Below are 26,087 nucleotides of genomic sequence, written 5' to 3'. Positions count from 1 at the left end.
TGGTGACCGCTGAGGGCTGGAGGAGCTCATGGCCGTCCGAGACGCGGCTGGGCGTGAGCAGCCTGGGGGGATGATCGCAGGGCGGTCAGCGCGGCCTGGTAGACGGTCTGAAAGCGAGCCTGCTCGGACGCGAGCTCGGCGGCACGTTTCAGCGGCTCGAGCGCTTGATCCTGGTGGCCTTGCCGGACCAGGGCGAGGCCCAGCGAGTGGAGCAGCTCGGCCTCCTCGGGAAGGCGGGTGATTCCGCGCCGGAGCAGCGCGACGCCGTCCGCGTCGCGGCCGAGCTCGCGATAGAGGTCGGCGAGGTTCACGTAGGTGGGGACGTAGCCGGGCTCGATGCGAAGCGCGGCGAGGTAGGCGTGCTCGGCGTCGCGCGGCTTGCCCGTGCGGGTGAAGACGAGGCCCAGGTTGTTCTGGGCCTCGGCCCGATCGGCGTGGAGGGTCTGCGTGGCGATGTACTCGCGCAACGCCCCGTCCAGCTCCTGCGCGGCGCGCTCGGGCAAGGCGCGAAGGTCGACGCCCGCGAGCACGCGCGCGGCTTCGACGCGCACACCGCGGACGGGATCGGCGAGGAGCGGCGCGGCGACGGTCGCGGCGCGACGAGGATCGTAGCCCTCCAGCGCGCTGAGCGCAGCGCGCCGTAGCAATGGCTCGGGATCGGCGAGCGCCGCGCGGAGGACAGCGAGCGACGCGGCCGTCGGGGCGGCGCGCAGCGAGGCGAGCGCGGTGGCGCGCGCGATGGCGGGGATGGCGCGGTCGGTCGCGAGCCGCTGGAGCTCAGCGGCAACGGCCGGATCGCCAGGCGCGGTGCGCGCGAGAGCGAAGACCTCGGTATAGGTCTGGTAGCCCTGCGCGGGGCGGCCGAGCCAGGCTCGCACGGCGTCGGCGGCCCAGCTCGCGGGCTTTTGCGCGTGGCAGTCGGCGCATGGGTTCGGGATCCCGAGGCGGACCGAGAGATCCGGCCGAGGCACCCGGAAGCCGTGATCGTGACGGACGTCGACGCCCATGTACGTGCGCGCCGGCATGTGGCAGTCGACGCAGCGCGGAGCGGCGGGCGCGCCGGGCGTGGCGCTGGCGTTCGCTGCGGCGGCGTTCGCTGCGTGGTGGTGATGCGCGGGGACATCGAAGCGCGCCGGTTCGTGGCAGAACGCGCACACGCCGTTGCCCTCGGCGCGCAGGCGGCCGGAGTGCGGATCGTGGCAGTCGCTGCACGTCACGCCGGCATTCGCCATCTTGCTCTGCTGGAACGAGCCGTAGGTGAAGACCTCGTCGCTCATCACGCCGTCGGGCGTGTAGAAAGGCGCGGTCAGCAGCTCGAGCGCCACGCTGTCGAGCAGCGGGGCACCATGCCGGAACGGCTGCGAGAGGGTCTCGCGGCGGCTGTGGCAGAACGCGCACGTGGCGCTCTCGGTGCCGCTCGATGGACGCTTGCCACGCTGCGCGGTGCCGCTGGGCAGCCGCGTCCACGTGGCGTCCTGGCGCTCGTCGAAGCGCACGTCGAGGCCCTTCGAGGGGTCCGGCGTCCTCGCCTTGGTCCAGTCGAGGTGGCGCGCGCCGCCGCCGTGGCAGCCTTCACACCCGACGCTGATCTCGGACCAGGTGGTGGTGAAGTGATCCGCGGCCGCGTCGTACCCTTTCGTGACGTGCGTCGAGTGGCACTCGGCGCACATGTGGTTCCAGTTCTGGCTGGCGGCGGTCCAGTGCAGCACGTCGCCGGCGCGCACGTCGTCGCGCTCGTTCAGGTGGTACCAGCGCTGCCCACCGCGTGTCTGGGGGCGCGCGTCCCACGCAAATGGCAGCGCCTGCAAGCGTCCGCCCGGGCCGGCAACGAGGTACTGCTGGAGCGGTTCGACGCCGAAGGTGTACAGCACCTCATAGCGGTGCAGCTGACCATCGGGGCCGTCCGTGGTGACCCAGTATTTTCCGTCCTGGCGATCGAAGCGGTGGACCTGCCCGGCGTAACGCAGGCGCGCGCCCTCGAAATTCCCGAGCACGGTGGCGGCGCTCGCGTGCTGCATGGCCCGCGCGTGCTGCGAGCCCTGCCACGCGGCGTGCTCCTCGGCGTGGCACGGCGCGCAGCGGTCGCTGCCGACGAAGCCGGAGGCTGCACGCTCTGGCGACCGCTCCGCGGGGCTGACCCGCGTTGCGGCAGCCGACGAGGCCTCCGCGGCGTCGCCGCGCGCCGCCCCGGGTTTCACCCCCGGAGCGCTCGCCGGAATGGCGCCGGCTGGGGTGAGGGAGGACGCGCTCGTTGGCGCGCGCCAGACCACGAGCCCGCCGAGCGCCAGGATCACGACAGCGATGGGCCACGAGCGAGCGAGTCGGGAATCGGCCATGTGCGGGGCAGAGGCGAGCGCCGCCGCGAGACGCGGATCGTGCAGAGACGCCCGGGTCTCGCGCGCGGCGGGGTGCGCGTTTACTCGGTGAGGATGACTCCGCGAGCGGTGGCGTACTGCGCCCACGCGGCGGCGAGCTCGGCCGCCACGTCCGGATGAGCCGCGGAAACGTCGTTGATCTCGCCGCGGTCGGTGGCCAGATCAAACAGGCTCCAGGCGCGCGGCGTCGGGCCATAAGGCGCGCTGAGCCACAAGAGCTTCCAGTTGTCGCGGATCACGTAGCGGTGATTGCCGTGCTCCCAGATCAACGTCTCACCGGGCGCGCGCAGGCCGGTCGCCCGATCTTCGAGCACCGGCAGGATCGAGTGCCCGCTGATCGGTTCGACTTCCCTGCCCTTGTAGGTGCTCCCCGGATTGGGCACGCCGGCCAGCTCGAGCACGGTCGGCAGGAAATCGATCACGTGCGTGGTTCCGTCGAACTGCGGCCTGGCCTGGTGCTGTCCCGGCAGCCGTGCGATGGCCGGAACGGCGATGCCGCCTTCGGTCGTGTAGCTCTTCCACAGCCGGAACGGCGTGGCGCTCACCTCGGCCCAGCGGGGTCCGACGCCGATGTACGAGCCCGGTCGGCCCAGGTTCTCGAGCGTGTTCACCACCGGTCCGGAGCGGCTCGGGTCGGTGGCGGCGAAGCCCTCGCGCGTGCCACCTTCCGCGCCATTGTCGGACTGGAAGAAGATGAAGGTGTTCTCGTACTCGCCGACCCGCTTGAGGTACTGGATCAACCTGCCGATGTTGGCGTCGAGGTTCTCGACCATGGCGGCGTAGATCTCCATGCGCCGCGCCTCGTAGATCCTCTCGTCCGGTGTCAGCTCTTCCCAGGTCTTCGGGTTGCTGCCGCCGCTCGGCAAGCGGGGATTCGGCGTGAACGATCGGGGGATGACGCCTCGGCTCTTGAGCCGCTCGAGGCGCCGCTCGCGGATGGCGTCGTAGCCCGCGTCGTAGCGGCCGCGGTACCTGTCGATGTACTCTGGCGGAGCCTGGAGCGGCCAGTGCGGCGTTGTGTACGTCGCGAACGCGAAGAACGGCTTGCCGTCGGCGAGGTTGCTCTCGATGTACTGGATGAGCTTGTCCGTGTAGAACTCGGGCGCATAGAAGTCGCGCGGCGGCTGCGTGTACACGCCGTCCTCGCGATAGAGCTGAGCCTGCGCGGTCGTGGGCGGGTCGGCGAACTCGTTGAAGAACGTTGCCACGCCGGGGAGCAGGACGTACGATTTCTCGAAGCCGCGCGCCGGAGGGCTCTGATCCTCCGTGTCGCCGAGGTGCCACTTGCCGGCGATGTACGTATGGTAGCCGGCGTCCCTCAGGATCTCGGCGACGGACAGCGCGTTGTCGGTCAGGTAGCCCTCATAGCCGGGCTGCCCTGCTTGCGGTCCAGTACCACCGCCCATGCGGCCCAGCCCGACAGCGTGGCTGTCGGTGCCCGAGACCAGCATCGCGCGGGTCGGCGCGCACAGCGATCCGGAGCGGTGCCCGGTGAGGATGCGGCCTTCGGCGGCGAGCGTATCGAGGTTCGGTGTGCTGATCTCGCCGCCGAACGCGCCGAGGTCCGAGAAGCCCAGATCGTCGGCCACGATCGTGACGATGTTGGGCAACTCGACGATCGTGCCGCCGCCGCCCGTGCCGCCGTCGCCGCCACCCGTGCCGCCGTCGCCGCCACCCGTGCCGCCGTCACCGCCGCCCGTGCCGCCGTCGCCGCCACCTCCGCCGCCGCCGCCCGTGCCGCCACCTCCGCCCGTACCGCCGCTGCCGCCGGCACCGCCATCTCCGCCGCCCGTACCGCCGCCGCCGCCCGCTGCACCGCCGGCCCCGGCAGCGCCGCCCGAGCCCGCTGCACCGCCGCCGCCTTCGCCCGTCGCGCCGGCTTCACCCGAGTTGCCACCGCCGCCGGCTCCGCTCGTGGCGTTGCCGGTGCCGCCCGAGGAACCGCTCGAGCTGCTGGTCTGAGCAGCATTGCCGCCGCTGCCCGAGTCGTCGTTGCTCTCGCAGCCGATCGGGCCGAGCAGCGTGGCGAACAACCAGGGCCCGGTCGCGAGCGCCGAACCAATCCATCGGTGACGTTCGAAGAACCGCTTCATACCTGTCTCCTTGAGAGTGCTGGAAGCGCCGCATGCCGGAGTCGAACGTCGTCGACAGCGAGGTTCCGCCGTCCTCCCGAAGGGACGCCTCGGCTCACGCACTGGCCAAAAGTCAGCCGGGCGCGCCACGAGAAGGGCAACTCGGACGGTGATGAGCCGCGTGGCTCGGCCGTCACGACGAACGGCAGCGCGGCGCGCCCCGTGGACGCGGGTGCGCTGCCTCGCTGTTCTCCTCACCGCAGCTCGCGCCGCGGCCCATGCGGCTAACTACAGCAAGAGCGACGAGCGCTCGCTCGACAGCACCCGCCAGGGGCCCCCGAGTGAACACCGAACGCCCGCGTGGCCACGAGGAAAGAAGACATGTGTCCGCTATAACGGATTACATGACGCTATACAAGACAATTTTCGCGGTCGGCGGATCGTTCTGAACAGCGGCGGTCCGAAGCCCGGCCAGTGTTCCGGGCTCAGCTCGGCGGCCAGCGCTCGGCGCTCCTCGGGCACCGGCGCGCTTGACTCCGGCAGCCGGCGCCTCTATGACATTCGCACATCTAGATACATGAATACATGAGTCTTTCCGAATACATCGAGACGCTGAACCTCCTCGGGGACGAGAGCCGGATACGGCTCTGCGTGCTCCTCCGCGAGCGCGAGCTGCGGGTGACGGATCTGGTTCGCGTGACGGGCATCGCGCAGTCGCGCGTCTCGACGCACCTCGGGCGGCTCCGCGAGGCGGGGTTCGTCCGGGATCGGCGCCAGGGCCCGCAGTCGTTCTATGCGCTCGCGCTCGATACCCTGCCCGGGACCGCGAAGGCCCTCCTCGATGAGGCCACGAAGTCGCCCGACCCGACGCTGGAAGGCGACCAGCGGCGCCTCCTGGAGCTCGACGCCGAGCGGCGCGGCGGCCTCCCCGAGTCCTTCGCCGGCGAGATGGAGCGGCACTACTCCCCGGGCCGGACGTGGCAGTCGCTCGCGGTCGGCATCGCCGCGTTGCTCCGCCTCGGCGACGTCCTCGACGTCGGATCGGGCGACGGCGCGGCGGCCAGCGCGCTCGCGCCTTACTGCCGCTCGCTCACCTGCGTCGACTCGAGCAGCCGGATGATCGAGGCCGCGAGAGAGCGGTTCTCGACCCAGCCCCACGTCCACGTCCAGGTCGCGGATGTCCACGCTCTGCCGTTCGGAGACGCCTCCTTCGACTCGGTCCTCGTGTTTCACACGCTGACCTATGCCGAGGACCCGCCGCGGGCGCTGGAAGAGTGCGCCCGCGTGCTCCGCCCGGGCGGCAGGGTGGTCGTCCTGTCGCTCGACGCGCACCAGCAGCGGGAGATCACCGTGCCCTACGGCGAGCGCCACCCCGGCTTCTCGCCCGCCGACATCCGCGCCATGCTCACCCGCGTGAAGCTCGATGTCGTCGCGTCCGAAGTCGCCTGCCGCGAGACGAAGAAGCCCCATTTCCAGGTCGTGCTCGCCATCGCCGACAAGCCGACCCCCTGTCCCTCCAAGAGCGCCAAGCGAGGCTGATCATGCCGTCCAACAACCCCACGCCTCCCCTCCATCCACTCCAGAAGCTCCTCCAGAGCCGCATCGTCATCATCGACGGCGCGATGGGGACGACCATCCGCACCTACGGGATGAAGGAAGCGGACATCCGGGGAGAGCGATTCGCGGGTTCGAAGAAAGACCTGCTGAACAACGGCGATCTGTTCTCGCTCACGCAGCCGGAGATGATCTGCGACATCCACCGGCGGTTCCTCGAGGCCGGCGCGGACATCATCGAGACGAACACCTTCGGCGCGACAAGCATCACCCAGAGCGAGTTCTTCGTGGACGACCCGCGGGAGCACGGCGGGCGGAAGGATGCAGCCTTCTATCAAGGGATCATCGACGACCCGTTCCTCAACGACCTCGCCTGGGAGATCAACGAGCAGTCCGCGCGGCAGTGCCGCGAGTGGGCCGATCGCGTGGCGAACGCCGACGGGCGGCAGCGGTTCGTCGCGGGCGCCATCGGCCCGCTCACCGTCTCGCTGTCCAACTCCCCGGACGCCGACGACCCCGGCTTCCGCGTCGTGACGTTCGATCAGGTGAAGCAAGCGTACGTCCACCAGATCCGCGCCTTGATCGCCGGCGGCTCCGACGTGCTGCTTGTCGAGACCATCTTCGACTCGCTCAACGCGAAGGCCGCGCTCGTCGCCGTTCGAGAGGTGTTCGACAAGGACGGCAAGACCCTGCCGGTGATGATCTCGGCCGCGGTCGGGCGCGGCGGAGAGACGATGATCTCCGCGCAGACGGTCGAGGCGTTCTGGAACGCGGTGAAGCATGTGAACCCGCTCGCCATCGGGCTGAACTGCTCGCTCGGCCCGGACCTGATGTATCCGTTCCTGTCCGACCTCTCGGAGAAGTCCAGCGCCGCGATCTCCTGCTACCCGAACGCCGGCCTGCCCAACCCGCTCTCGCCCACGGGCTTCGATCTGGAGCCGCCGGACATGGCGCGCCACATCGGCGGCTTCGCGGACGCAGGCCTCCTCAACATCGCCGGCGGCTGCTGCGGCAACACGCCCGAGCACATCGCGGCCATCGCCAAGGCGCTCGCCGGCAAGCCCCCGCGCGCGCCCTCGCCCCGAAGACCCCCGACGAGGCCCCGCCCGGCGGCGCGCCCTCGTCCGGCCCGCCGATCCCCCTGCGCTTGTCCGGCTCGCAGCCGTTCACGCAGCAGCCCGGCGTTTACATGATCCTGGGCGAGCGCACCAACGTCGCCGGGTCGCCGAAGTTCGCGAAGCTCATCAAGGAAGGGAAATTCGAGGAAGCGGTGAGCGTGGCGCGCCAGCAGGTCGAGAACGGCGCCAACGTCATCGATATCTGCATGGACGAGGGCATGATCGACGGCGTCTCTGCGATGACGCGCTTCCTGCTGCTCCTGGCCAGCGAGCCCGAGGTGGCGAAGGTCCCGTTCATGGTGGACTCGTCGAAATGGGAGGTCATCGAGGCCGGCCTCAGGTGCATGCAGGGCAAGGGCATCGTGAACTCCATCTCGCTCAAGGAGGGCGAGGCGAAGTTCCGCGAGAACGCGAGGACCATCCTCAAGTACGGTGCCGCCGTCGTGGTCATGGCCTTCGACGAGCAAGGGCAGGCCGCCACCTACGAGGACAAGATCCGGATCTGCAAGCGCGCGTACGGCATCCTCGTCGACGAGGTGGGGTTTCCTCCCGAGGACATCATCTTCGATCCGAACATCCTCACGGTCGCCACCGGCATGGAGGAGCACAACAATTACGCCGTCGACTTCATCGAGGCCACCCGCTGGATCAAGGCCAACCTGCCGCACGCCAAGGTCAGCGGCGGCGTGTCGAACATCTCGTTCAGCTTTCGCGGCAACAACCGGGTGCGCGAGGCCATGCACTCGGCGTTCCTCTACCATGCCATCCGTGCCGGCATGGACATGGGCATCGTCAACGCGGGCATGCTCGAGGTGTACGAGGAGATCGAGCCGGAGCTCCGCGAGCTCGTCGAGGACGTCCTGCTCAACCGGCGCCCGGACGCGACGGAGCGATTGGTCGATTTCGGCGAAGCGCTGAAGGCCAAGAGCGCCGGCGCCGCCGCGACCGAGAAGAAAGAAGAGGAGTGGCGCAGAGGCACCGTCGAGGAGCGGCTGTCGCACGCGCTGGTCAAGGGCATCGACACGTACATCGATGTCGACACGGAGGACGCGCGCGCCAAGCTCGGCCGCCCGCTCGCCGTGATCGAGGGCCCGCTGATGGATGGAATGAGCGTCGTCGGAGATCTCTTCGGCGCCGGCAAGATGTTCCTGCCGCAGGTGGTGAAATCAGCGCGCGTGATGAAGAAGGCCGTCGCGTACCTCACGCCGTTCATGGAGGAGGAGAAGGCTGCGATGGCCGCCGCTGGACAGGAAGTGAAGACGCAGGGGAAGATCGTCCTCGCCACGGTGAAGGGCGATGTCCACGACATCGGCAAGAACATCGTGGGCGTCGTGCTCGCGTGCAACAACTACGAGGTGATCGACATGGGCGTCATGGTCCCGTGCGAGAAGATCCTCGAGCGCGCCAGGCAGGAGAAGGCGGATCTGATCGGCCTGAGCGGGCTGATCACGCCGTCGCTCGACGAGATGATCCACGTCGCCCGCGAGATGGAGCGGCAGAACTTCAAGCTGCCGCTCCTGATCGGCGGGGCGACGACCAGCAAGGCGCACACCGCCGTGAAGGTGGCCCCGCATTACAGCGAGCCGGTCGTGCATGTGGTCGACGCGAGCCGCGCCGTGCCCGTCACGACGAGCCTCCTGAGCGAGGAGGGCAAGGCGGCGTTCGTCGCCCAGCACCGCGCCGAGTACGAGAAGCTCCGCCGGCTCCACGCGGCGCCGAAGCACAAGCTCGTCTCCATCGAGGCCGCGCGCGCGAACCGGACGCCGATCGAATGGCGCGCCGAGGATCTGCCGGTGCCCGAGTTCACCGGCGTGCGCGTGCTCGAGGACTTCCCGCTCGCCACTTTGCGCGAGTACATCGACTGGACGCCGTTCTTCCACACGTGGGAGCTGAAGGGCGTCTATCCGCGGATCCTGGAGCACGAGAAGTACGGCGAGCAGGCGCGCCAGCTCTTCTCCGAGGCGAACGCGCTGCTCGACACGATCATCGAGCAGAAGCTGCTGACGGCGCGCGGCGTCTACGGCTTCTTCGCCGCGAGCGCCGTGGGCGACGACGTGGAGGTGTACACCGACGGGACGCGCACGAAGGTGCTCGAGCGATTTCACTTCCTGCGCCAGCAGACGGCGAAGGAGAACGGCGAGCCGAACCGGTCGCTCGTGGATTTCATCGCGCCCAGGGAGACCGGCCTCCGGGACCACATCGCCGGCTTTGCGGTCACCGCCGGGATCGGCCTGAAGGAGCTGTGCGAGCGGTTCAGGGCGAAGCACGACGACTACAACGCCATCATGGCCGAGGCGATCGCCGATCGCCTGGCCGAGGCGTTCGCCGAGTGCCTGCACAAGCGGGTGCGCGACGAGTGGGGCTATGGCCGGCAGGAGGACCTGACCAAGGCCGAACTCATCGAGGAGAAGTACCGCGGCATCCGGCCCGCGGCGGGGTACCCTGCGTGCCCGGATCACACGGAGAAAGGCACGCTCTGGCGGCTCCTCGACGTCGAGAAGAACACCGGCATCCGGATCACCGAGTCGTTCGCGATGTGGCCCGGATCGAGCGTGAGCGGCCTGTACTTCGCGCACCCGGAGGCCCGGTACTTCAGCCTGGGAAAGATCGATCGCGATCAGGTGGTCGACTACCACGCGCGCAAGGGCATGACCGTCGGGGAGGTCGAGCGCTGGCTCGGCCCGAACCTCAACTACGACGCTTCAAACTAGTAAAAATCTCGCCAGGGATCTGTCTCGCGAACGAGGAGAAATTTCGACGCAAAGACGCCAAGGGCGCAAAGTCGCAAAAATGCACAGAATCTGTTCTTTTTTGCGACTTTGCGCCTTTGCGTTGAAATCTCTCGCCGGATCAGGCCTTGAGCTCGCCGAACTCGCCGGGCTCGCCGAAGGAGCCGAAGTTCGCGATCGGCCCCCCGCCCTCCTCGGTGCAGCCGACCGCGTTCGCGAACGTCGTGAGCAGCTTGTTGTGGGGCGCGTCCTTGTCCTGCACCGTGCTCGACTGCCGCGTCACCTTGATGTACTGCCCCGTCTTGAAGTAGCCACCGCAGCTCCCCGCGATGATGTACGGCAGGTCGCGGAAATCGTGGCGCTTGCCGTCGGAGAGCTCGTTCATGAACACGACGGCGCTGTTGTCGAGCACCGTGGCCCCACCCTCCTCGTAGCCCGCGAGCCGGTCGAGCAGATAGACATACTCGCCCACGTACCAGCGATCGATGTTGAAGAGCATCTCCTCGTAACCGTCCACGGCGCTCCCGGTGTCGTCATCCCTCGTGTTTCCGTGGGAGAGCTTGTGGTGGTTGTACTCGTGGGCCATCCCATCCCACTTGAAGATGGGCCCCGCCGCGCCCGAGCCCCATTGCAGCGTCGCCGCCCGCGTCGCACCGGTCGCGATCGCCAGCGCGAGGATGTCCATCTGCATCCGACCGACCTTCTTGAACTCCGCGTCGAACGCCACCGTGTCCGGGTCGATCGCCTCGATCTCCGCCGCTCGCTCCGGCGAGAGCTCGCGCGGGATGATGCCCGTGCCGCCCATCCCCACCTCGAGGTCGCGCACCGTCTGGAAGTGCATCTCGAGCTTGTCGCGATCGGCCTTGCTGAGCTTCTTCTTGAGGAGGGCCTCGTACTCGACCGAGACCAGGTCGAGCACGCTCTCGCGGCGCTTCGTGAGCCGCACGAGCGCCTCCTCTTCGAGGTCCGTCCCGCCGACCAGGTCCCGGTACGCGAGCCACGGGTTGTTCTCGCCGCTGACCGGCGCCTCGCTGGCGGTGTACGAGATGTGCCCGCGCACGTTCGGCGTCTTCGACCCGACCATCAGCGTCAGCGCGGGCGTGCCCGGCGGGTTGAGCTTGTTCGCGATGAACTGGTCGAGCGAGATCCCCGCCGCGTACTGGCTGCCCTGGACGAGCGGCTGCGCCGTGAGCTTGCAGCCCATCCCCTTCGCGTGATCGTCGCCCGCGCTCGGGTCGAAGCCGTAGCCGCGCGGCGCCATGTGGATGCCCCGCGGGATCAAGAGCTTGTCCCGGTACGCGGCGAGGGGCGCTATCGCGCGCGTCGCCCCGAACGACGCGGCCGTCAGCGCGCCGTACTGCGTGCTCGGGAAGAACTTCGCCATGTTCACGCCGTTGCACATGAAGAAGGCGATGAACCGGCGCGGCGCGCTCGCCGGATCGGCCTTGGCGTCGCGCGGGCGCAGCGACTCGAGGAGCGGGAGGCCGAGCATCACCCCGCACGCGCCCCGCAAGAACGTTCTGCGATTCATTGGTCCACCTCTTCCACGGCCCGGTACCTGAACGTCTTCGTCTGCGTGAGCGCGACCAGCAGCTCCTTGATGTTGTACCCGGACGCGCCGAGCTTCGCGTCGAGATCGGCGATCGTGCACGCGTCCTCGCGCGAGAGCTGGCGCGCATTGCCGTAGCGGTACCAGTTCGTCAGATAACACCGCTGCGCCACGGGGCTCTCCGCGAGCTGCGTCGCGAGGTCCACGGCGCCGTCGAAGCTGATCTCACCGTCCCCGACGGCTATCGTGCCTGTCGCGTCGATCGTCTCGCCGTCCTCGTCGGCCCGGTAGCGCCCGACAGCGTCGAAGTGCTCCAGCGCGAAGCCCGGGGGGTTGATCACGCCATGGCACTTGTTGCACGCGTCCGGCGACGTGTGCACCTCCACCTGGTCGCGCGTCGTCTTGATCTCGCCCTGGATGGGCGGCAGCGTCGTGTTGATGTTCGCCGGCGGGTCCGGGAGGTCGGTGCAGAGGATCTGGCGCTGGATGAACACGCCGCGGTGGATCGGCGAGCTCTTGTTGAAGAACGCGTGCGAGCTCAGGAAGCCGGCCTGCGTGAGGAGCCCCGCCCGCTCCGCCGGGTCGAGCGGCGTCTCCACGAGCTCGCTCGTGAACGACCCCTCGACGCCGTAGATCGGGGCGAGCTTGTCGTTCACGAAGCCGACGGGCGCCGTCATCAGCGTCCTGAAGTCGCCTTCCATCTCGAGGACGACGTGCCGGATGAACTGCTTCGTCTCGCCCACCATGGCCGAGGACACGCTGGCGTCGAAGTCCTCGTAGAGCGCCGGATCCTTCGAGAGATCCGCATAGCGGCTCATGTGGAGCCACTGGGCGTGGAAGTCGTCCAGGGCGCTCGTGGCCTTGGGGTCGTCGAGCATGCGCCGCGCCTCGGCCTCGATGCCCTCGGGCGTGCCCAGCGCGCCGCCCTCCGCCGCTTCGAGGAGCGCGTCGTCGGGCAGGCTGTTCCAGAGCAGGTACGAGAGCCTCGTCGCGACCTCGTAGGCGTCGAGCGGGATGATCCCCGCGCCGTCGAGCTCCTCGCTGAGCTCGATGCGGTAGAGGAAGTGCGGCGACTGGAGCATCGCCTCGATGACGTGGCGCACGCCCTGCTCGAACGGCGTGCCCGCGTCGAAGAGGCCATTGCCGCGGGCATATGCGGCCACGTACGCCTCCTCCTGCTCCGCCGAGAGCGGCCTCCTGTAGACGCGCTTGCCGAGCTCCCGGATGAACTGCCGGGCGCAGGCCGCGCCGTCGCCCTCCGGCGCGCACGGCAGGATCTTGCCGAGCACGGCCTGGTCGACGACGGCGTCGGCCGCGATGGTCTCCGCGGCGCGGCGGTAGTCGCGGGCGAGGCGGTCGGAGACGAGGAGCCCCTTGGCGTTGTTGTTGAACCCCTCGAACGCCGGGTCCGCGAGGAACGCCGCCGAGGCCTTCATGTCCTTGCCGAAGAGGTCCCGGATGCTGTTGTCGTACTGCGCGTGCGTGAGCCGCGTCAGGCGCGGGGTCGGACCTGGCGCGGTGACGCCGGGCTCGCACTGGGCGCCGGGGTCGGTGCCGGGACCTGGGCCAGGACCGGTGCCGGTGCTGGTGCCGGGACCGTCGCCCGGATCCGATCCGCCGTCTCCCGACGTTCCCGAGCACGCGGCAGCGCTGAAGAGCGCGATGGCCGCGAGCAGCATCCTCGGGGTGCTTCGATTCACGGGCAGCTCCTTCGTGAATGAGGTCGAAGAAAGATGAATCTACGAGCGCTCCATGGGAAAGGCTATCGGGGCCACGCGCCCAGCGTCAATGCGAGGTGGCGGTGGAGCGGTCCGCTTCAGTTTCTTCAGTTTCCGTCCTTCCCGTCCAGTGCGCCAGAGCTGTTCACCGGAATCGGCGCAGCGCGGCCATTGACGCGCCGAGCCTCGAAAGGCGTCCAGGTGGGCACAGGAAAGTGCCTTATCTACGATTCAGGAGACAGCGCCTGACCGCGCACGCCGGGAGCGCTGGTCGTTCCTGGTCGTTCAAGGTGTCGCGGGCATCTGCGGCTGACACCTGCCCGACGAGCAGACCGCCGTCATCCCGTCCGGGAACACGGGCGCGCACGGGGGGCACGCGCCCATGCCGGCGGGGCAGACAAGGGCATCGAGCTCCGCGCTCTGGCTGAGGGCGACGATGCCTGTCCCGTCGCACCCCTCGCAGCAGCCGAGGCCGTCCCGCAGGGCGCAGTCCAAGTCGACCGTGCACTCCGTCAGCGGCGACTCGCGCACGTCGAGGACGACGCAGCGCCCCGCCTCGCACGTGGCGGTGAAGTACTGGGTCGTGCGCTCCGCCTCGGTGACCTCCGGGCACGCCCCGCACGCGACGCCCCCGCACCCGTTGATGATCTCGTCGAGCTTCGTCCCGGCGCGGTTGATGGCTCTGAAGTTCTCGGCACTGGCCGTGTCACAGGCGCCGCAGCAGCCCCGCGACACCAGGACGCAATCGCTCGGCGCGTTGCAGACGCCTATGTCGGGAAGCTCGCCCCGACAGGCTTCCTCGCACGCGTCGAGGGAATCGAAGCGGTTCTCGTTGCCCTCACAGCCGCCGTAGGTGAACTCCCTGCACGCGCCGGCGGCCGGGTCGTACCAGTATTTCGGGAACGCCGCGTCACACCGGCCAGGATCCGCCGGCAGCAGGCACCGGACGGGCAATTGCCCGTCGCCGCCAGCGCCGCCGCCGCCGGTCTCCGCAGACGAACCGCCGCCGCCCGGGTCCCCGCCGCCCGAGCCTGCGCGGTCCACCTTCCCGGAGCAGCCTGCGGCGAGCAGAAGGGATGTAAGCAAGCCAAGACCCAGGGATAAGCGCCGAGGCATGCCGGGCGAGTTGCAACGGGCATGCCCTGGGCGTCCGGCCGAGGCGCCGGCCGATCGCAGCCCAGATCGCGCGAGCGCTGGGCCTCGATGTGCCAGGCGGCGCGGCACACCATGACGGCGTCGTCGAGGGGACCGGTCCCTGAGCTGCTCGCCGTCAGGGGTCGCGCGTCAGCCGGACGTTGTAGAGCTTGCTCCCGAACGTAATGCTGCCGTTCGCCTCCTGCTCGTCGATGGCAACATCGAAGCCGACCGCACTCTGCGCATCGACGGTGCACCCGGACTCACGACAATCGCAAATGAAGCTTCCACACAGCTCCAGGTATCCGCAGTCGGCGGGCTGCCCGCCCTGGTAGCAGACGTCGGGCCCTCCACTCCACCCCTCGTTGGGCATGCAGAGGTAGGTCTCTGAGCCAGGAGACACGGGGTACGACGCTTGAAGCTCGCACCATCCCTTCCAGAGCTCCCGGGGGTCGATGGAGAACAGCAGCCGGCGGTCGGTGAGCTGCGCACCGAACATGGTGAAATCGAACCCTTCGGAAGGCACGTGGGTATCGTATCGGTGGTCCGGGTCGGCGCTCGGGGGATAGCCCACGTCCGGATCCACGGGCGGGGGGACCGAGGCCCCCGCGCCGAAGCGCACCTTCCCCTGAATCGACGTGCCCTCCACGGTGTCGATGTCGAGCTGGATCACGTCCGTTCCCGAGGGGAATTGGTAGTTCTCGATATATCCCTCCCAGCGCGCGATGAGCAGCGCGGCCGCGCTGGAGTCGTTGCTGTCGTTGCTGTCGGGGCTGGGTTCACCGCCGCCAATGGGCCGGTCCTGCGACTGACAGCCGGTGTTCCCGAGCGAGGCAGCGGTGAAGAGCAACGCGAGCGCGACGCGAGTCGAACTATTCATGTGGTTCCTCCTGTCTCTTGCGGTCCATCGGTACATGGCCGGCGCGAGGAACATCCGTCTCTGTCAGTCGAGATTTTCTCGGAACGCGCATGATGCGCGGACGCGGCCCGCGTGCACCGAGCCCGTTGCTTCGCCGAGGAGCCGCTCGGCCTCCGCGCGCGCCTCCCGCGCCCGCCCCGCGGCGCAGAGGGCGAGCACGCGCGCGGCCATGCGCTCCTCGCGGAGCTGGCCCTCTGGAAACCGGGCGCCGAGGTCGTCGAGGCGCTCGAGCGCGGCCGACGGATCGCCGTCCCGCACGGCGTCCTGCGCCTCGCGCAGCAAGGCCATCTCCGCGGCGAGCGTGCTCGGCCTCGCCGGCTGTCCGCCGCGCGAGCGCGCCGGCTCGCGTTCGCCGCCACCTGTCGAGGGCGCTCGTGCGGCGTCCTCCGCGCCCAGGTCCAGCGGCCGCGGCGGTGCCGGCGCGACCGCGCGAGGGGCGCGCGGGCGCGGGGGCGCCGCCTTCGGCGCCGGCGCGGTCTCCGGAGCCGCAGCGGGCGGCGTCGCCGCGGGCGGCGCCACCGCGGGCGCGCTCGCCGGCGGCGCCGCGCTGGCCGGAGGAGGGGCGTCGACGGTCGCCCTGCCGGTGAAGAAGCCGCCGGCGAAGGCGACGGCGCCGATCAGCGCGCCCGCCGCGATCACCTTGCCCGAGAGCACGCCGCCGGCCGCCTTGCCCGCGAGGACGCCGCCGCCTGCCCCGCTGCCCGCGAGCGGCGGCGGGGGCGAGGTGGGCGCCTCCCCGGACGGCTCCTGCGGCGCGCCGACCGCCAGCTTGCCCGCGAGCGCCGCGCGGAGCCGCGCCTTGTCGGACGGCGCGAGCCCGTCCGCTCGGGCCGCCCTCAGGAGCGCGCGCGCCCTCTCGCCCGGATCGCTCATGGCCACCCGCCCCCGCTCCTCGCCAGCGCCAGCTCGAACTCGCGGCGCGCTGCGCGCAGCCGCGAGTAGACCGTGTTCAGCTTCACGTCGAGCGCCGCGGCGATCTCCGGCGCGCTCATCTCCTCGATCTCCGCCATCACGAGCACCGCGCGCTTGTCGTCGTCGAGCGCCGAGAGGAGCGCGTCGACGAGCTTCAGGGCCTCGACCTGCTCGAGCCGCTCCGCCGGCCCCGGCGCGCGGTCCGCCACGCCGCCCGGCAGCTCCTCGAGCCCTCCCTTGCGCCGGACGAGGCGCCGGTGATCGCGCGCCACCCGGCAGAGGATCGCGAACAGCCACGCCTTCACGCTCGACCGCGGCTCGAACTCGCCGAGCCGCCGGTGGACCACGACGAAGACGTCCTGGAAGGCGTCGTCCAGGCTCGCCTCGCTGACGCCGAGCCGGCGCAGGTTTCGCCAGACGAAGTCGGCTTGCTCGTCGTAGAGCGCGTCGAAATCGAGAGAGACGGGCGCGTCGTGGACGCCAGGGTGCGGATCGAACACGGACCCCGCGAAGGGAAGCGCCGACGCGGGGGACGTCCTCGTCACGCGAAGTACATGGCCGGCGCCGTCTGGATCCGTCACGGAAATCGCACCTCGACCCCCAGCGAGGCGCGGAGCGTGGCGGCGGCGCTCCGGTGGACCGCGCCGATGCCGACGAGCACGAACCGATCCCGCGTCACCGGGAACGGGACGTCGATCGCGAGCGGGACGCGGATCTGGTCCGAAAGGGCGAAGCTCGCGAGCGCTCCGGGGTGCGGCGCGACCCAGAGCGCCCGGTTCGAGCCGGGCGACGCCGCGCCGAAGCTGGCCGCGCTCATGACGCCGACCTCGATGCCGGCGCAGGGCCCGAGCTCGAACGCGCGATAGCGCATGGCATAACAAAGGCGCAGCCCGCCGGTGATCAGCTGGACGTCGCCGCCCATCGTCGTCCGCTCGACGAACGCTTGCTGCGCGCCGAAGTACGTACCGGACAGCTCGGCGCGGACGGCTCCGATCAGCACGCCTGCGGCGATGGCGGCGCCCGGGGCGACCGCCGGGAGCGAGGCGGTGTCGAGGACGCCGGAGGCCCTGAGCGTGCCGCGCAGCTCGAGGGGACGCGACGGGTGCTGCGCCGGGGCCGCGCTGGCCCCCGGCGGGGACGAGACCGCGGGCGGCGCATCGGCGGCGGTGGGCGCATCCGGAGCAGCGTCCACCTCTGGATCCGCGCCGGCGCCTGGATCCGCGCTGGCGCCCGGATCCGCGCCGGCGCCTGGATCCGCGCCGGAGAGTTCGCCTGGCCCCGCGCCAGTGTCCGGATCCGCCGTCGGGGTGCTGCGGCTGGCTGCGTCGGGATCGATGGCGAGCGCGATGATCAGCGCCGCCGCGTCGGCGAGTTCGGCGCAGGTCTCGCCGTGGAGCTCGCGCGAGTGTGTCGTCTCGCCGAGCGTCGTCGTGAGGCGGAGGTCCCACGACCCGCGCTCGTTCCGGGACACCACCGCGCGCGCCTTCAGCGACGGCTCGCCGTTCGCCGCGGACGACCGCCCGAGGCGCTGCTCGATCTCGGCCAGCACGCGCCCTCGATCCGCGCATTCTCCGGGCGCGATCCAGTCGAGCTCGACGCCGCCCGCGCTCACCGCGATGTCGGCACGGGCATCCCCCGCCGCCGCGACGAACGCGGGCGCGGCGAGGAGGAGGATGGCCTTGGCGGCAGCGAGGAAGTCCCGCCGGTGGGGGTCGAGCGGGCCCATCACGTCTCGCGGATCGAGAGCGACGGTGGCGCCGGGCTCCTTCGCCCCCATCCTGCACGAACTGCCCCTGGTTGGGGCCGACGGCGGCGCACGCCGGGCGCGCTTCTCGCTCAAGGTGTGGCGGGCATCTGCGGTTGACACCTGCCCGACGAGCAGACCGCCGTCATCCCGGGCGGGTACACGGGCGCGCACGGATTGCACGCGGCGCCGAGGTTGCCGGGACAGATCATGCCTTGGAGATCCGCGCTCTTGTTGAGGGCGACGATGCCTCTCCCGTCGCACCCCTCGCAGCAGTCGAGGCCGTCGCGCAGGACGCAGTCCGACGCGATCGCGCATTCTGTCAGCGGCGACTCGCGCACGTCGACGACGACGCAGCGCCCGGCCTCGCACGTGGCGGCGAAGTACTGAGAGCTGCGCTCGGATTCGTCGACATCCGGGCACGGCGCGCACGCCACCCCCTCGCACCCGGTGGCCATCTGGTAGTCGTGCACGCTCGCCCGGTTGAGCGCGACGAACGCGCGGGCATCGACGGGATCGCAGGCGCCGCAGCAGCCCGGCGATGCGAGGATGCAATCGCCCAGCGCCTCGCACGCATCCATGTCAGGAACGCCGCCCTGACAGGCCTCCTGGCACTGCTCGAGCGACTCGAAGCGATTCTCGTTGCCCTCGCAGCCGCCATAAGAGAAAGGGACGCACACGCCTGTTCGCGGATCGTGCCAGTAGCGCGGGATCGCGCCATCGCAGGGCCCGATATCCTGCGGCAGCGTGCATCGCGCGGGCAATCCCCCGCCGGCGCCTCCCGCTCCGGCAATCCCCGCGCCTCCGGTCCCCGCGCCTCCGGTCCCCGTCCCCGAGCCGGTCCCCGTCCCCGAGCCGGAGCCGCCCGTGCCCGCGACCGAGCCGGAGTCGCCGGTCCCCGCGACCGAGCCGGCGCCACCCGGATCCCCGCCGCCGGTACCTGTGTGGTTCACCGTCCCGGAGCAGCCCGCGACAAGCAGAAGGGAGGTAAGCAAACCAAGACCCAGGGGTAAGCCGCGGAGCATGCCGCAGCATGTGGCAACCGGTGTGCCCACGACGTCCGGTCGATGGATCTGCGAAACGCCCGCGGAATCGAGGGGGCTGCAGGGCGCGGTGTGCCAAGCGGCGCGGCACATCATGACGTCGTCGTCGAGGGCGACGCCCGCCGCCTCGCGCGCGAAGCGTGGGAGACGTCATCCCGCCTCGCAGCCGATCAGGGCCGGGGGTTGTCCAGATCGGCGGTGATATCGAGCGGCGGCAGCTGCTCGCGGAAGAACGCGTTGTACTTGGGATCGTTGTACCGCTCGTACTCGATCGCGAACGGCGTCAGCTGGCTGACCCCGCCCTTGTACCGGATGGTGAGGGCCATCGGCGTGACCTCGCGGTAATTGCTGGTCGCTGGCAGGTCGTCGTTGGTCTTCCCGCCCGCGGAGAACAGGGTCAGCAGCACCCCGTCGGGGTCGTCGTGAACGACGCGGAAGCCCTCCGGGACGCGCTCGTGGCCGCGGATCAGCGTGGTACAGCCGAGCTTCTGCATGAAGCTCTTGAACTGCCGCTTGCCGAAGGGAAAGCGCGCCGTGGACCTCTGGAGCTCCGCGGGGATCGCGTCGACCTCGCTGGGGTCGCTCCAGAGCATCTGGAACCGGATCTCCGGGTCGTTGAGCGAGGACACCGACGTCCACCGGGCGGCGATGGTCTCGTCGCGCGGGATCCCCGCGTGCACGAAGAGGATCCGGTCGAAGACCAGCATGTTGGGGAGCGCCTCGAAGAGGCGCATGTAGGCGGCGAACACCTCGTTCGGGGCGATGGCCGCGAGCGAGCTCATCGCCTCGGAGGGCCGCACCGGCGCGAGGACGCGGCCGTTCAGCTCGACGTAGTACTCGTGATTGCCGCGCAGCACGAAGACGCTGTCGGGCGCGGCGAGGAAGAGCTGCATCACCGTGCGCAGGATGCCGTTGTAGCTGAACCTGCCGCGATCGATGTAGTCGCCCAGGAACACCAGCATCATCCGCGGGTTGTGCGCGGGATCGTCCCGGTGGGCCTGCACCTTGGCGAAGAAGTCGGCCTGCATCAGCGCCCCCTTGAGGCACGAGTAACAGCCGTGCAGATCGCCGATGACCAGGAGCTCGACGTCCTCGGCGGGATCGGGCGAGGCGACGTAGACGTGGCCGTCGAGGAAGGGCGCCTGCCCGGCGAAGCCCGCGAAATCCGCCGCGCCGTCGAGCCGGCCCGCGCCGCGCGCGCGCTGCTCCTCGAGCTTCGCCTCGAACCTGCGCATCAGGTCCATGTCGACCTTGGCCTGCTCCGCGAACGTGGCCGGATCGCTCGCGTAGTCCCACTCGAACGCCTTGAAGAACGGGTGATCGACCTCGCGCGCCTGCTTGCGCGTGGCCGGATCGATCACGACCGCGCCCTGCTCGATCGTCTCGATGTCCACGTCGTCGATCTCGATCGGGGACGCCGACAGGAGCGACGACAGCTCGTCGCGGAAACGCTGCTCGTTCGGGTGGACGACGCCGTCGGCGAGCATGAGCTCGTCGACGGTCGCGAGCAGCGCCTTCCGGTTGTCGTCGTCGAAGCCGTCGAGGAGCTCGAAGCAGCGGAGCTTGATCTTGGAGAGGACGAAGTCCTTCGGGTCCTCTCCCTCGGCGACGCTCTCGGTGAAATGGCTCTGGATCTGGTGGTCGATCTCGGAGAAGACCTCGTGGAAGTGGCTGGTCCACCGGCCGACGACGTCCGGGTTCTCCTGCCCCTCGCCGCCGAGGGCGTCGCGCGCGCGCTGCCGCACGAGGTCGTGGATGTAGCCGCGAATGAAGGACTTCTCGGTCGGATCGAGCTCGCCGTCGATGTACCCGAACCCGGTGAGGTAGTAGATGATGGCGTGCATCTGCTGCTCTGCGACGCGCGGATCCGGGCTGAACGACATCATCAGGCAGCTCTCCTCTTCGCGATGGTGCCCCAGGGTAGCGCAAGACGGGCGCGCGGCGGCGGCGAGCGCGCCTCACGGACGCGCGGGCGAGCGCGCATCGCGGCCCCGGCGGCGAGCCCGCATCACGGCCGCGCGGGCGGCCCTGCGCGCCGGACGAAGGCGCGGATCCGCGCGCGGTCGGCCTCGGACAGCGTGTTTCCCGGGGGCGGCATATTCCGCTCGTCGACGACCCGGCGCGCGATGGCCTCGCGGAGCGAAGCCCACGCGGCGGGCGTGGAGAGGTCGACGCCGCCCTCGCCGCGCGGGCGGTGGCAGCGCGCACACGCGCGGGCGAACACGGGCGCGATCTCGCCCCAGGCGGGCCCGGCGTCGTCCTCTGCGGCGAAGCGCCGGAGGGCGCCCGACGCGAGCAGCCACACGTCGCCGCTCGGCGAGCCGACGAGCCTGCCGCCCTGCGGGAGGCGCGCGCCGCGGGTCTCGCGCGCGCCGGCCTTGTCGAGCACGCCGAGCTCGTCGCCGTCGGCGAACCACGCGCGGTCGCCGGAGACGGCGAGCCCGTGGAGCGCGGCGCGCGCCCGGAACCGGAGGCGCAGGACGCCGGCGCCGTCCTCCGCGTAGAGCGCCTCGGGCGTCGCCGCGAGCAGCGCGCCCGCGCCGGTCAGGGCGAGGAGCGGCGCGGCGCCGTCCGCCGGGAGCGGGTACGATCGCAGCGCCCTCGTGGCGACGTCGAGGGCGCCGAGCCCGTCGCCCCCGGCCGCGAAGGCCACGCGCCCGGCCCCCGCCGCGAACGTCGCGAGCGGGCCCGTCGCGTAGCGCGTGACGGTCTCGCCGTCCGCCACCGCGATCTCGCGGTCCAGCGCGAAGGTGGCGCCGCCCTCGCCGAGGCCGATCGCGGACCGCACCGCGGCGCGCTCGAGGCCGTAGCGGTCGGAGACGGCCTCGAAGGTCCCCTGGCCCGGGAGCCGGAGCAGCCGGCCCTCGGCGTCGACGCCGACGATCCACGTGCCGTAGCCGTCGGGCGCGGGCAGGGCCGCGGCGCTCACCCAGCGGTGGGGCGCGCGCTCCACCCTCGCGAGGGCGCCGTTCACGAAGACGGCCGCGGCGCCGTCGTGGAACACCACGACGCGGCGCCCGTCGTCGGCGACCGCGCGCACCGGGCCGAGCTCCCCCGGGGACGGCCACGCGACCTCGCGCACGACGAGCGGCGGGAGGGGCGCCGCGGCCTGCGCCGCGCATCCGGCGAGCGAGAGCGCCAGCGCAGACGACGAGAGCGCCAGCGCAGACGACGAGAGCGCCAGCGCAGACCGCGAGAGCGCCAGCGCAGACGACGAGAGCGCCAGCGCGGCGGCGGACGCCGCTCGGCGGAGGAGCGTCACGGCGACCGGAGCAGCTCCGGCACCACCTCGCCGTCGCGCAGGTGCTCGCGCGGGGAGATGCCGAAGGCGAACAGGAAGGTGGCGAGCAGATCCGGCGGGGCGATCGGCCGCGGCCCGCCCTGGAACGTCTTCGCCGGGACCGGCAGGAGCTGCTCCGGGTCGGTCTTGCCGAACGCGAAGCTCCCGCGGAAGCGCGGGGAGATCACCATGGCGGAGTTGTTGGGGTAGTGGTCGCGGCCCATCGCCGTGTTGAGCTGGGGCGTGCGGCAGAAGTCGCTCGTCACGAGGATGTGGGTGTGATCCGAGAGCTTCTTGCCGGCCCGGGTCGGGTGCGGGGTCTTGTCGAGCGAGCCGAGGAGCGCGGCGATCAGGTCGAAGAGCTCCTGCTGGGTGGCCGCGTGCTGGCGGTAGGTGCTCGTGTGCGTGTCGAACCCGCTGCTCGAGAAGCTCACGCAGCGGACCACGTTCCGCCGCATGGCCTCGATCGCGAACGCGGCGTTGACGGCCGCTTGCCTGGCAAAGCGGGCCGCGTGGTTGAACTCCGGGTGCGCCTGGATGAGCTTGCCCCTGGAGAACACCTCCTGGAGGCCTGCGCTCAGCATCTTACCGAGGCCTTCCGCCTGGATGGCGAAGCTGTGCAGGGCGTCGGTGTGGCTGGATCGCGCGGCGAGGGAGCTGGCTTCCTCGGAGAGGAGCGCTGTCACCGCGGCGCGGTCCTCGTCGGTGTCGTAGTGGCGCGCGCGGAACAGCGAGCGGCTCAGGGTGCCGATCTCCCCGACCATGAGCGGGACGGCGCGCCGATCGAGGCGGTCGCCGACGAACGCGGAGGGGAACTGGACCGAGACGACGGGGAAGGTCTGGCTCGCGCCGAGCTCGCTCCCGCAGATCGCGTCGACGCTGGAGGCCACGGTGCGACCGCCGCTGAGGTGTCGTCCCGTGGTCGAGAAGGCCGTGCCGTCGGGGTGGCTCACGGTGTTCATCGCCAGGCCGTTGAGGATGCACAGCCGGTCGTGCATGTCCGCGAGGGCGCCGATGCCCGGGCCGAACACGAGGCTCGATCCCTTGGGCGTGATCGGCGCGAAGCTCTTCGCGCCGCCGGCCGCGGGCGCGTCGACCCAGAGGCGGAGCCCTGCGGTGTCGGTGTTGTCGGTCGTCGCCGGGCTCACGAGGCCCCTGGCCTCGTTCCGAGGATCGGCCCAGAGCGTCACGTCCCAGCCGCCGGACGCGTGGATGAAGAGGAAGAACTCGTCCTCCGCGGCCTTGCCCTGCGCGGCGAGCACGCGCGCCGGCAGGCCGAGGACGCCGGCGAGCGCCGCGCCTGCAGCGGCCTCGAGCAGCGCGCGGCGCGGGACGGCGAGGCGGCGGGGGCAAGGGGCGTGGCGAGGCATCGGGCGTGCTCCTCAGGATACCCTCCGGGGCCGCGCGCGCCCGCACGACCTTGCCGTCGAACGCGACCGCCGTCGCGTGGACCGGCGCTACACGAGCGAGCTCATCGGGGATCTGGTCGTGATGCCGCCTCGAGGTGGCGAGGCCGAGGTGCGCTCTGATGCCGCCTCGAGGTAGCGAGGCCGAGGTGCGCTCAACACCAGCTCGGAACGAAGCCGAGGTGCGCGAGCCGCTCGAGCACGAGGGCGACGCCGTCGTGATCGTTGGCGCTCGTGACCTCGTCGGCGGCGGCGAGCACGTCGGGATGGGCGTTGGCCACGGCGACGCCGCGCCCTGCCCAGCCGAGCATCGGCAGGTCGTTGGGCATGTCGCCGAACGCGATCACCTGCGTCGCCGCGATGCCGTGCTCGGCGCAGTACGCCTCGAGCGCAAGCGCCTTGGTGACGCCAGCCGCGGCGACCTCGACGAAGTTCGAGCCCGAGTGCGTGACGCTCGCGAGCGCGCCCGCGTGGGCGCGCGTGATTTCCAGCAGCTCCTCGAGCGGCCAGCCGGCGTGCTGGACGATCAGCTTGGTGACACCTGCCCTGCACAGCGCGACCGCATCGTCCCGCCGCATCCGCGGGTCGTCGCGATCGTTCGGATGTTCGCCGGGGATCACATAGCCGTGCTCGCACCCGTACTGGATCCCCGCCTCGACGGCGAAGGCGACGCCGGGTACAGCGGCGCGCAGGCTCTCGATGAGCACCGACGCGGAGGCAGCCGACAGCAGGTTCTGCCGCAGCACGGCGTCGTTGGTCACGTCATAGACGAGCCCACCGTTGCTGCAGATGGCCGTACCGCGCAGGCCGGTCTGAGCCGCGACCTGTCGAACGCGCCGGGGCGGCCGCGCGGTCACCGACATGAGCGTCAGACCTGCCGCCTCGGCCATCGCGAGGGCGCTGCGCGTCCGCGCGGAGATCGAGCCATCCGTCCGAAGCAGCGTGCCGTCGAGATCGAGCGCGACGAGTCGGAGGGCTTTCATGCTGGCCAATGCGGCGCATAACACGCCTCATACGGCAGCTCAACTCACCGCGCGAAAGACACCCTCGCTGGGGGCCTCCCGCAGAACCAGGAACGAATTGCGGCAGTGCGTTATCAATACCGATGAAACTCCGGGTACCGGGCAGCCCGCGAGCGCTCTTGCCGTGCAAGGGCCATCCTCCACGCGGGTGCGATTTCGGAAGGATGAGACGGCGAACGATGCAGGTGGGATGAGAAATTTCGTCACCGAAATGCAATGCAACGCCAGATGCCTCGCGGCATCGCTCACATGCCGGGAGCGCTGGCCAGGCACACACGGAGGATGGTAGAGAGCGAGCGTGACGCTGGCGCGCGGTCACGTGCGTTGGCGCGCCCGAGGTGGAGCGTGCAAGGTCCTCGATCAGCATCCTGGCTTCCGTCGTGGGCAGCGTTGCTCCTCGTGCTGCTCGCGGCTGCTTCCGCGCATGCGGAGGCGCCTCCGAAGCGCTCGCGAGCCGTCAAGGAGCTCATTCGCGAGGCGGGGGCAGCGCTGGATCGGCTCGACATCGCGCAGGCCCGGGAGTTCTGGGGCGAGGCGTACGATATCGAGCGGTCGAACGTCGCGATGTGCAACATGGGGCAGCTCGACCTGCGGATGGGCCGCTGGGAGGAGGCCGTGGTGGAGCTCTCGCAGTGCGTCGAGCACATGCCGGCCCCGCGCACGGAGGTGGAGCGGCGCCTGTATGAGCACCGGCACGCCGACCTCGCCCGGGCCCGGCGGCGCGTGGGCGAGGTGGTCCTCATGCCGCCGCCCGGCGTCGTGGGCATGTTCGTGAACGGCCGGGGGGTGAAGGACGGCAGCCGCGTCTACGTGAGGCCTGGCCAGCACGAGGTGATGGCCGTCGGGCAGGAGGGGCAGGTCGCGCGCGCGGGCGTGAAGGTGGAAGCAGGCGAGTCGAAGGCGGTGCCGCTCACGTTCGACAAGCCGGCACAAGCGCCGGAGGACCACGCGCAGCCGCCGAAGGACCACGCTCAGCCGCCGAAAGCGGCTTCCGGGCCTGGAGCGCCCGGGCCTGCGGCGCCCAAAGGGCCGCCGCAGGGCGCGGGCCGGCCCGGGCCGGACCTCCGGATCGTCACGACGGGCGCGGTGGCCTCGGTCGGGTTCATGGTGGCGGGCGCCGTGTCCCTGCAGAGCGCGCAGGGGTACGAGCAGGAGGCGAAGGCGGCTTGGTATCACGCTCAGGAGATGAGCAAGCTCGATCCCGCATTTCAGCCTGACTACAATCAAGTCATTGATCCTGCCGCCAACTGGAAGCTGATGCGTCTCCTGGGTACCAGCGCGTTGATCGCTGGGGCGGCAGCAGGCGCGGCCACACTCGTGTACGTCTGGTTGCCAAACGACACGCAGATTCGAGTGGCGGCGCACGGCGCGGAGGTTCGCGTTCGATGGTGAGCGTCGGCGAGGTCGCTTTGGGCCGCCAGCGCGCGAGCATGGTGAAGCTGGCACGGAGGCATTCCTGATGCGACGTCCGATGTTGCTGTTCGTCTCCGCGACGGCGCTGCTCGCGTGCGA

General features: G+C 70.6%; 18 protein-coding genes. 4 read left to right on the top strand and 14 right to left on the bottom strand.

Translation table 11 applies throughout. The features are described from left to right. Positions 1 to 26 precede the first annotated feature (26 nt). Both POL72_RS41090 and POL72_RS41085 read right to left on the bottom strand, forming a co-directional pair. Positions 27 to 2,336, bottom strand: coding sequence for a multiheme c-type cytochrome (locus tag POL72_RS41090; protein ID WP_272102314.1), 2,310 nt, complete (start codon positions 2,334 to 2,336; stop codon positions 27 to 29). A gap of 80 nt (positions 2,337 to 2,416) precedes the next feature. Then, positions 2,417 to 4,468: an arylsulfatase gene (locus POL72_RS41085; protein ID WP_272102313.1), complete on the bottom strand. Its 2,052-nt coding sequence runs from the start codon at positions 4,466 to 4,468 to the stop codon at positions 2,417 to 2,419. Between the two features lie 564 nt (positions 4,469 to 5,032). On the opposite strand from POL72_RS41085, the gene POL72_RS41080 reads away from it, so the two are divergent. Genes POL72_RS41080 through metH form a run of 3 tightly spaced genes read left to right on the top strand, consistent with a single transcriptional unit; the run spans position 5,033 to position 9,830 of the window. Next, on the top strand, positions 5,033 to 5,986 hold the full coding sequence (locus tag POL72_RS41080; protein WP_272102312.1) for an ArsR/SmtB family transcription factor: 954 nt from the start codon (positions 5,033 to 5,035) through the stop codon (positions 5,984 to 5,986). Between the two features lie 2 nt (positions 5,987 to 5,988). Then, the gene (locus POL72_RS41075) at positions 5,989 to 7,194 is read left to right on the top strand and encodes a homocysteine S-methyltransferase family protein (RefSeq protein ID WP_272102311.1); all 1,206 of its coding nucleotides are present in this window, start codon (positions 5,989 to 5,991) and stop codon (positions 7,192 to 7,194) included. Then, positions 7,149 to 9,830, top strand: coding sequence for a methionine synthase (gene metH / locus POL72_RS41070; protein ID WP_272102310.1), 2,682 nt, complete (start codon positions 7,149 to 7,151; stop codon positions 9,828 to 9,830). Before POL72_RS41075 ends, metH begins: the two co-directional genes overlap by 46 nt. A gap of 139 nt (positions 9,831 to 9,969) precedes the next feature. On the opposite strand, the gene POL72_RS41065 is transcribed toward metH, so the two are convergent. The 12 genes from POL72_RS41065 to POL72_RS41010 form a co-directional block, all read right to left on the bottom strand. After that, entirely contained in the window at positions 9,970 to 11,379 is a 1,410-nt protein-coding gene (locus POL72_RS41065; RefSeq protein ID WP_272102309.1) for a DUF1552 domain-containing protein, read from the bottom strand. Continuing rightward, a complete protein-coding gene (locus tag POL72_RS41060) occupies positions 11,376 to 13,097 on the bottom strand; it encodes a DUF1592 domain-containing protein (RefSeq protein ID WP_272102308.1) in 1,722 nt (573 codons plus the stop codon). Before POL72_RS41060 ends, POL72_RS41065 begins: the two co-directional genes overlap by 4 nt. Before the next feature lie 303 nt (positions 13,098 to 13,400). Beyond that, a complete protein-coding gene (locus POL72_RS41055) occupies positions 13,401 to 14,201 on the bottom strand; it encodes a BPTI/Kunitz domain-containing protein (protein ID WP_272102307.1) in 801 nt (266 codons plus the stop codon). 184 nt (positions 14,202 to 14,385) lie between these two features. After that, on the bottom strand, positions 14,386 to 15,129 hold the full coding sequence (locus tag POL72_RS41050; RefSeq protein WP_272102306.1) for a hypothetical protein: 744 nt from the start codon (positions 15,127 to 15,129) through the stop codon (positions 14,386 to 14,388). Positions 15,130 to 15,192: 63 nt separating this feature from the next. After that, the gene (locus tag POL72_RS41045) at positions 15,193 to 16,047 is read right to left on the bottom strand and encodes a hypothetical protein (RefSeq protein ID WP_272102305.1); all 855 of its coding nucleotides are present in this window, start codon (positions 16,045 to 16,047) and stop codon (positions 15,193 to 15,195) included. After that, entirely contained in the window at positions 16,038 to 16,661 is a 624-nt protein-coding gene (locus POL72_RS41040) for an RNA polymerase sigma factor (protein ID WP_272102304.1), read from the bottom strand. Before POL72_RS41040 ends, POL72_RS41045 begins: the two co-directional genes overlap by 10 nt. Continuing rightward, positions 16,658 to 17,857: a hypothetical protein gene (locus POL72_RS41035; RefSeq protein ID WP_272102303.1), complete on the bottom strand. Its 1,200-nt coding sequence runs from the start codon at positions 17,855 to 17,857 to the stop codon at positions 16,658 to 16,660. Before POL72_RS41035 ends, POL72_RS41040 begins: the two co-directional genes overlap by 4 nt. A gap of 59 nt (positions 17,858 to 17,916) precedes the next feature. Further along, positions 17,917 to 18,777, bottom strand: a complete 861-nt coding sequence (locus tag POL72_RS41030; RefSeq protein WP_272102302.1) for a BPTI/Kunitz domain-containing protein — start codon at positions 18,775 to 18,777, stop codon at positions 17,917 to 17,919. A gap of 260 nt (positions 18,778 to 19,037) precedes the next feature. Next, positions 19,038 to 20,753: a metallophosphoesterase family protein gene (locus POL72_RS41025; protein ID WP_272102301.1), complete on the bottom strand. Its 1,716-nt coding sequence runs from the start codon at positions 20,751 to 20,753 to the stop codon at positions 19,038 to 19,040. Between the two features lie 122 nt (positions 20,754 to 20,875). Next, entirely contained in the window at positions 20,876 to 22,129 is a 1,254-nt protein-coding gene (locus POL72_RS41020) for a c-type cytochrome (RefSeq protein WP_272102300.1), read from the bottom strand. Further along, positions 22,126 to 23,517 (bottom strand): DUF1501 domain-containing protein, encoded by a 1,392-nt coding sequence (locus tag POL72_RS41015; RefSeq protein WP_272102299.1) that lies wholly within the window; start codon positions 23,515 to 23,517, stop codon positions 22,126 to 22,128. Before POL72_RS41015 ends, POL72_RS41020 begins: the two co-directional genes overlap by 4 nt. Before the next feature lie 191 nt (positions 23,518 to 23,708). Beyond that, on the bottom strand, positions 23,709 to 24,536 hold the full coding sequence (locus POL72_RS41010) for an HAD family hydrolase (protein ID WP_272102298.1): 828 nt from the start codon (positions 24,534 to 24,536) through the stop codon (positions 23,709 to 23,711). Between the two features lie 429 nt (positions 24,537 to 24,965). On the opposite strand from POL72_RS41010, the gene POL72_RS41005 reads away from it, so the two are divergent. After that, positions 24,966 to 25,967: a tetratricopeptide repeat protein gene (locus tag POL72_RS41005; protein ID WP_272102297.1), complete on the top strand. Its 1,002-nt coding sequence runs from the start codon at positions 24,966 to 24,968 to the stop codon at positions 25,965 to 25,967. Positions 25,968 to 26,087: the final 120 nt, after the last annotated feature.

Origin of the sequence: Sorangium aterium (assembly GCF_028368935.1) — a bacterium.
Taxonomy (GTDB): domain Bacteria; phylum Myxococcota_A; class Polyangia; order Polyangiales; family Polyangiaceae; genus Sorangium; species Sorangium atrum.
Note: the sequence above shows the minus strand (reverse complement) of the source record. Positions and strands in the feature narration are given on the sequence as shown.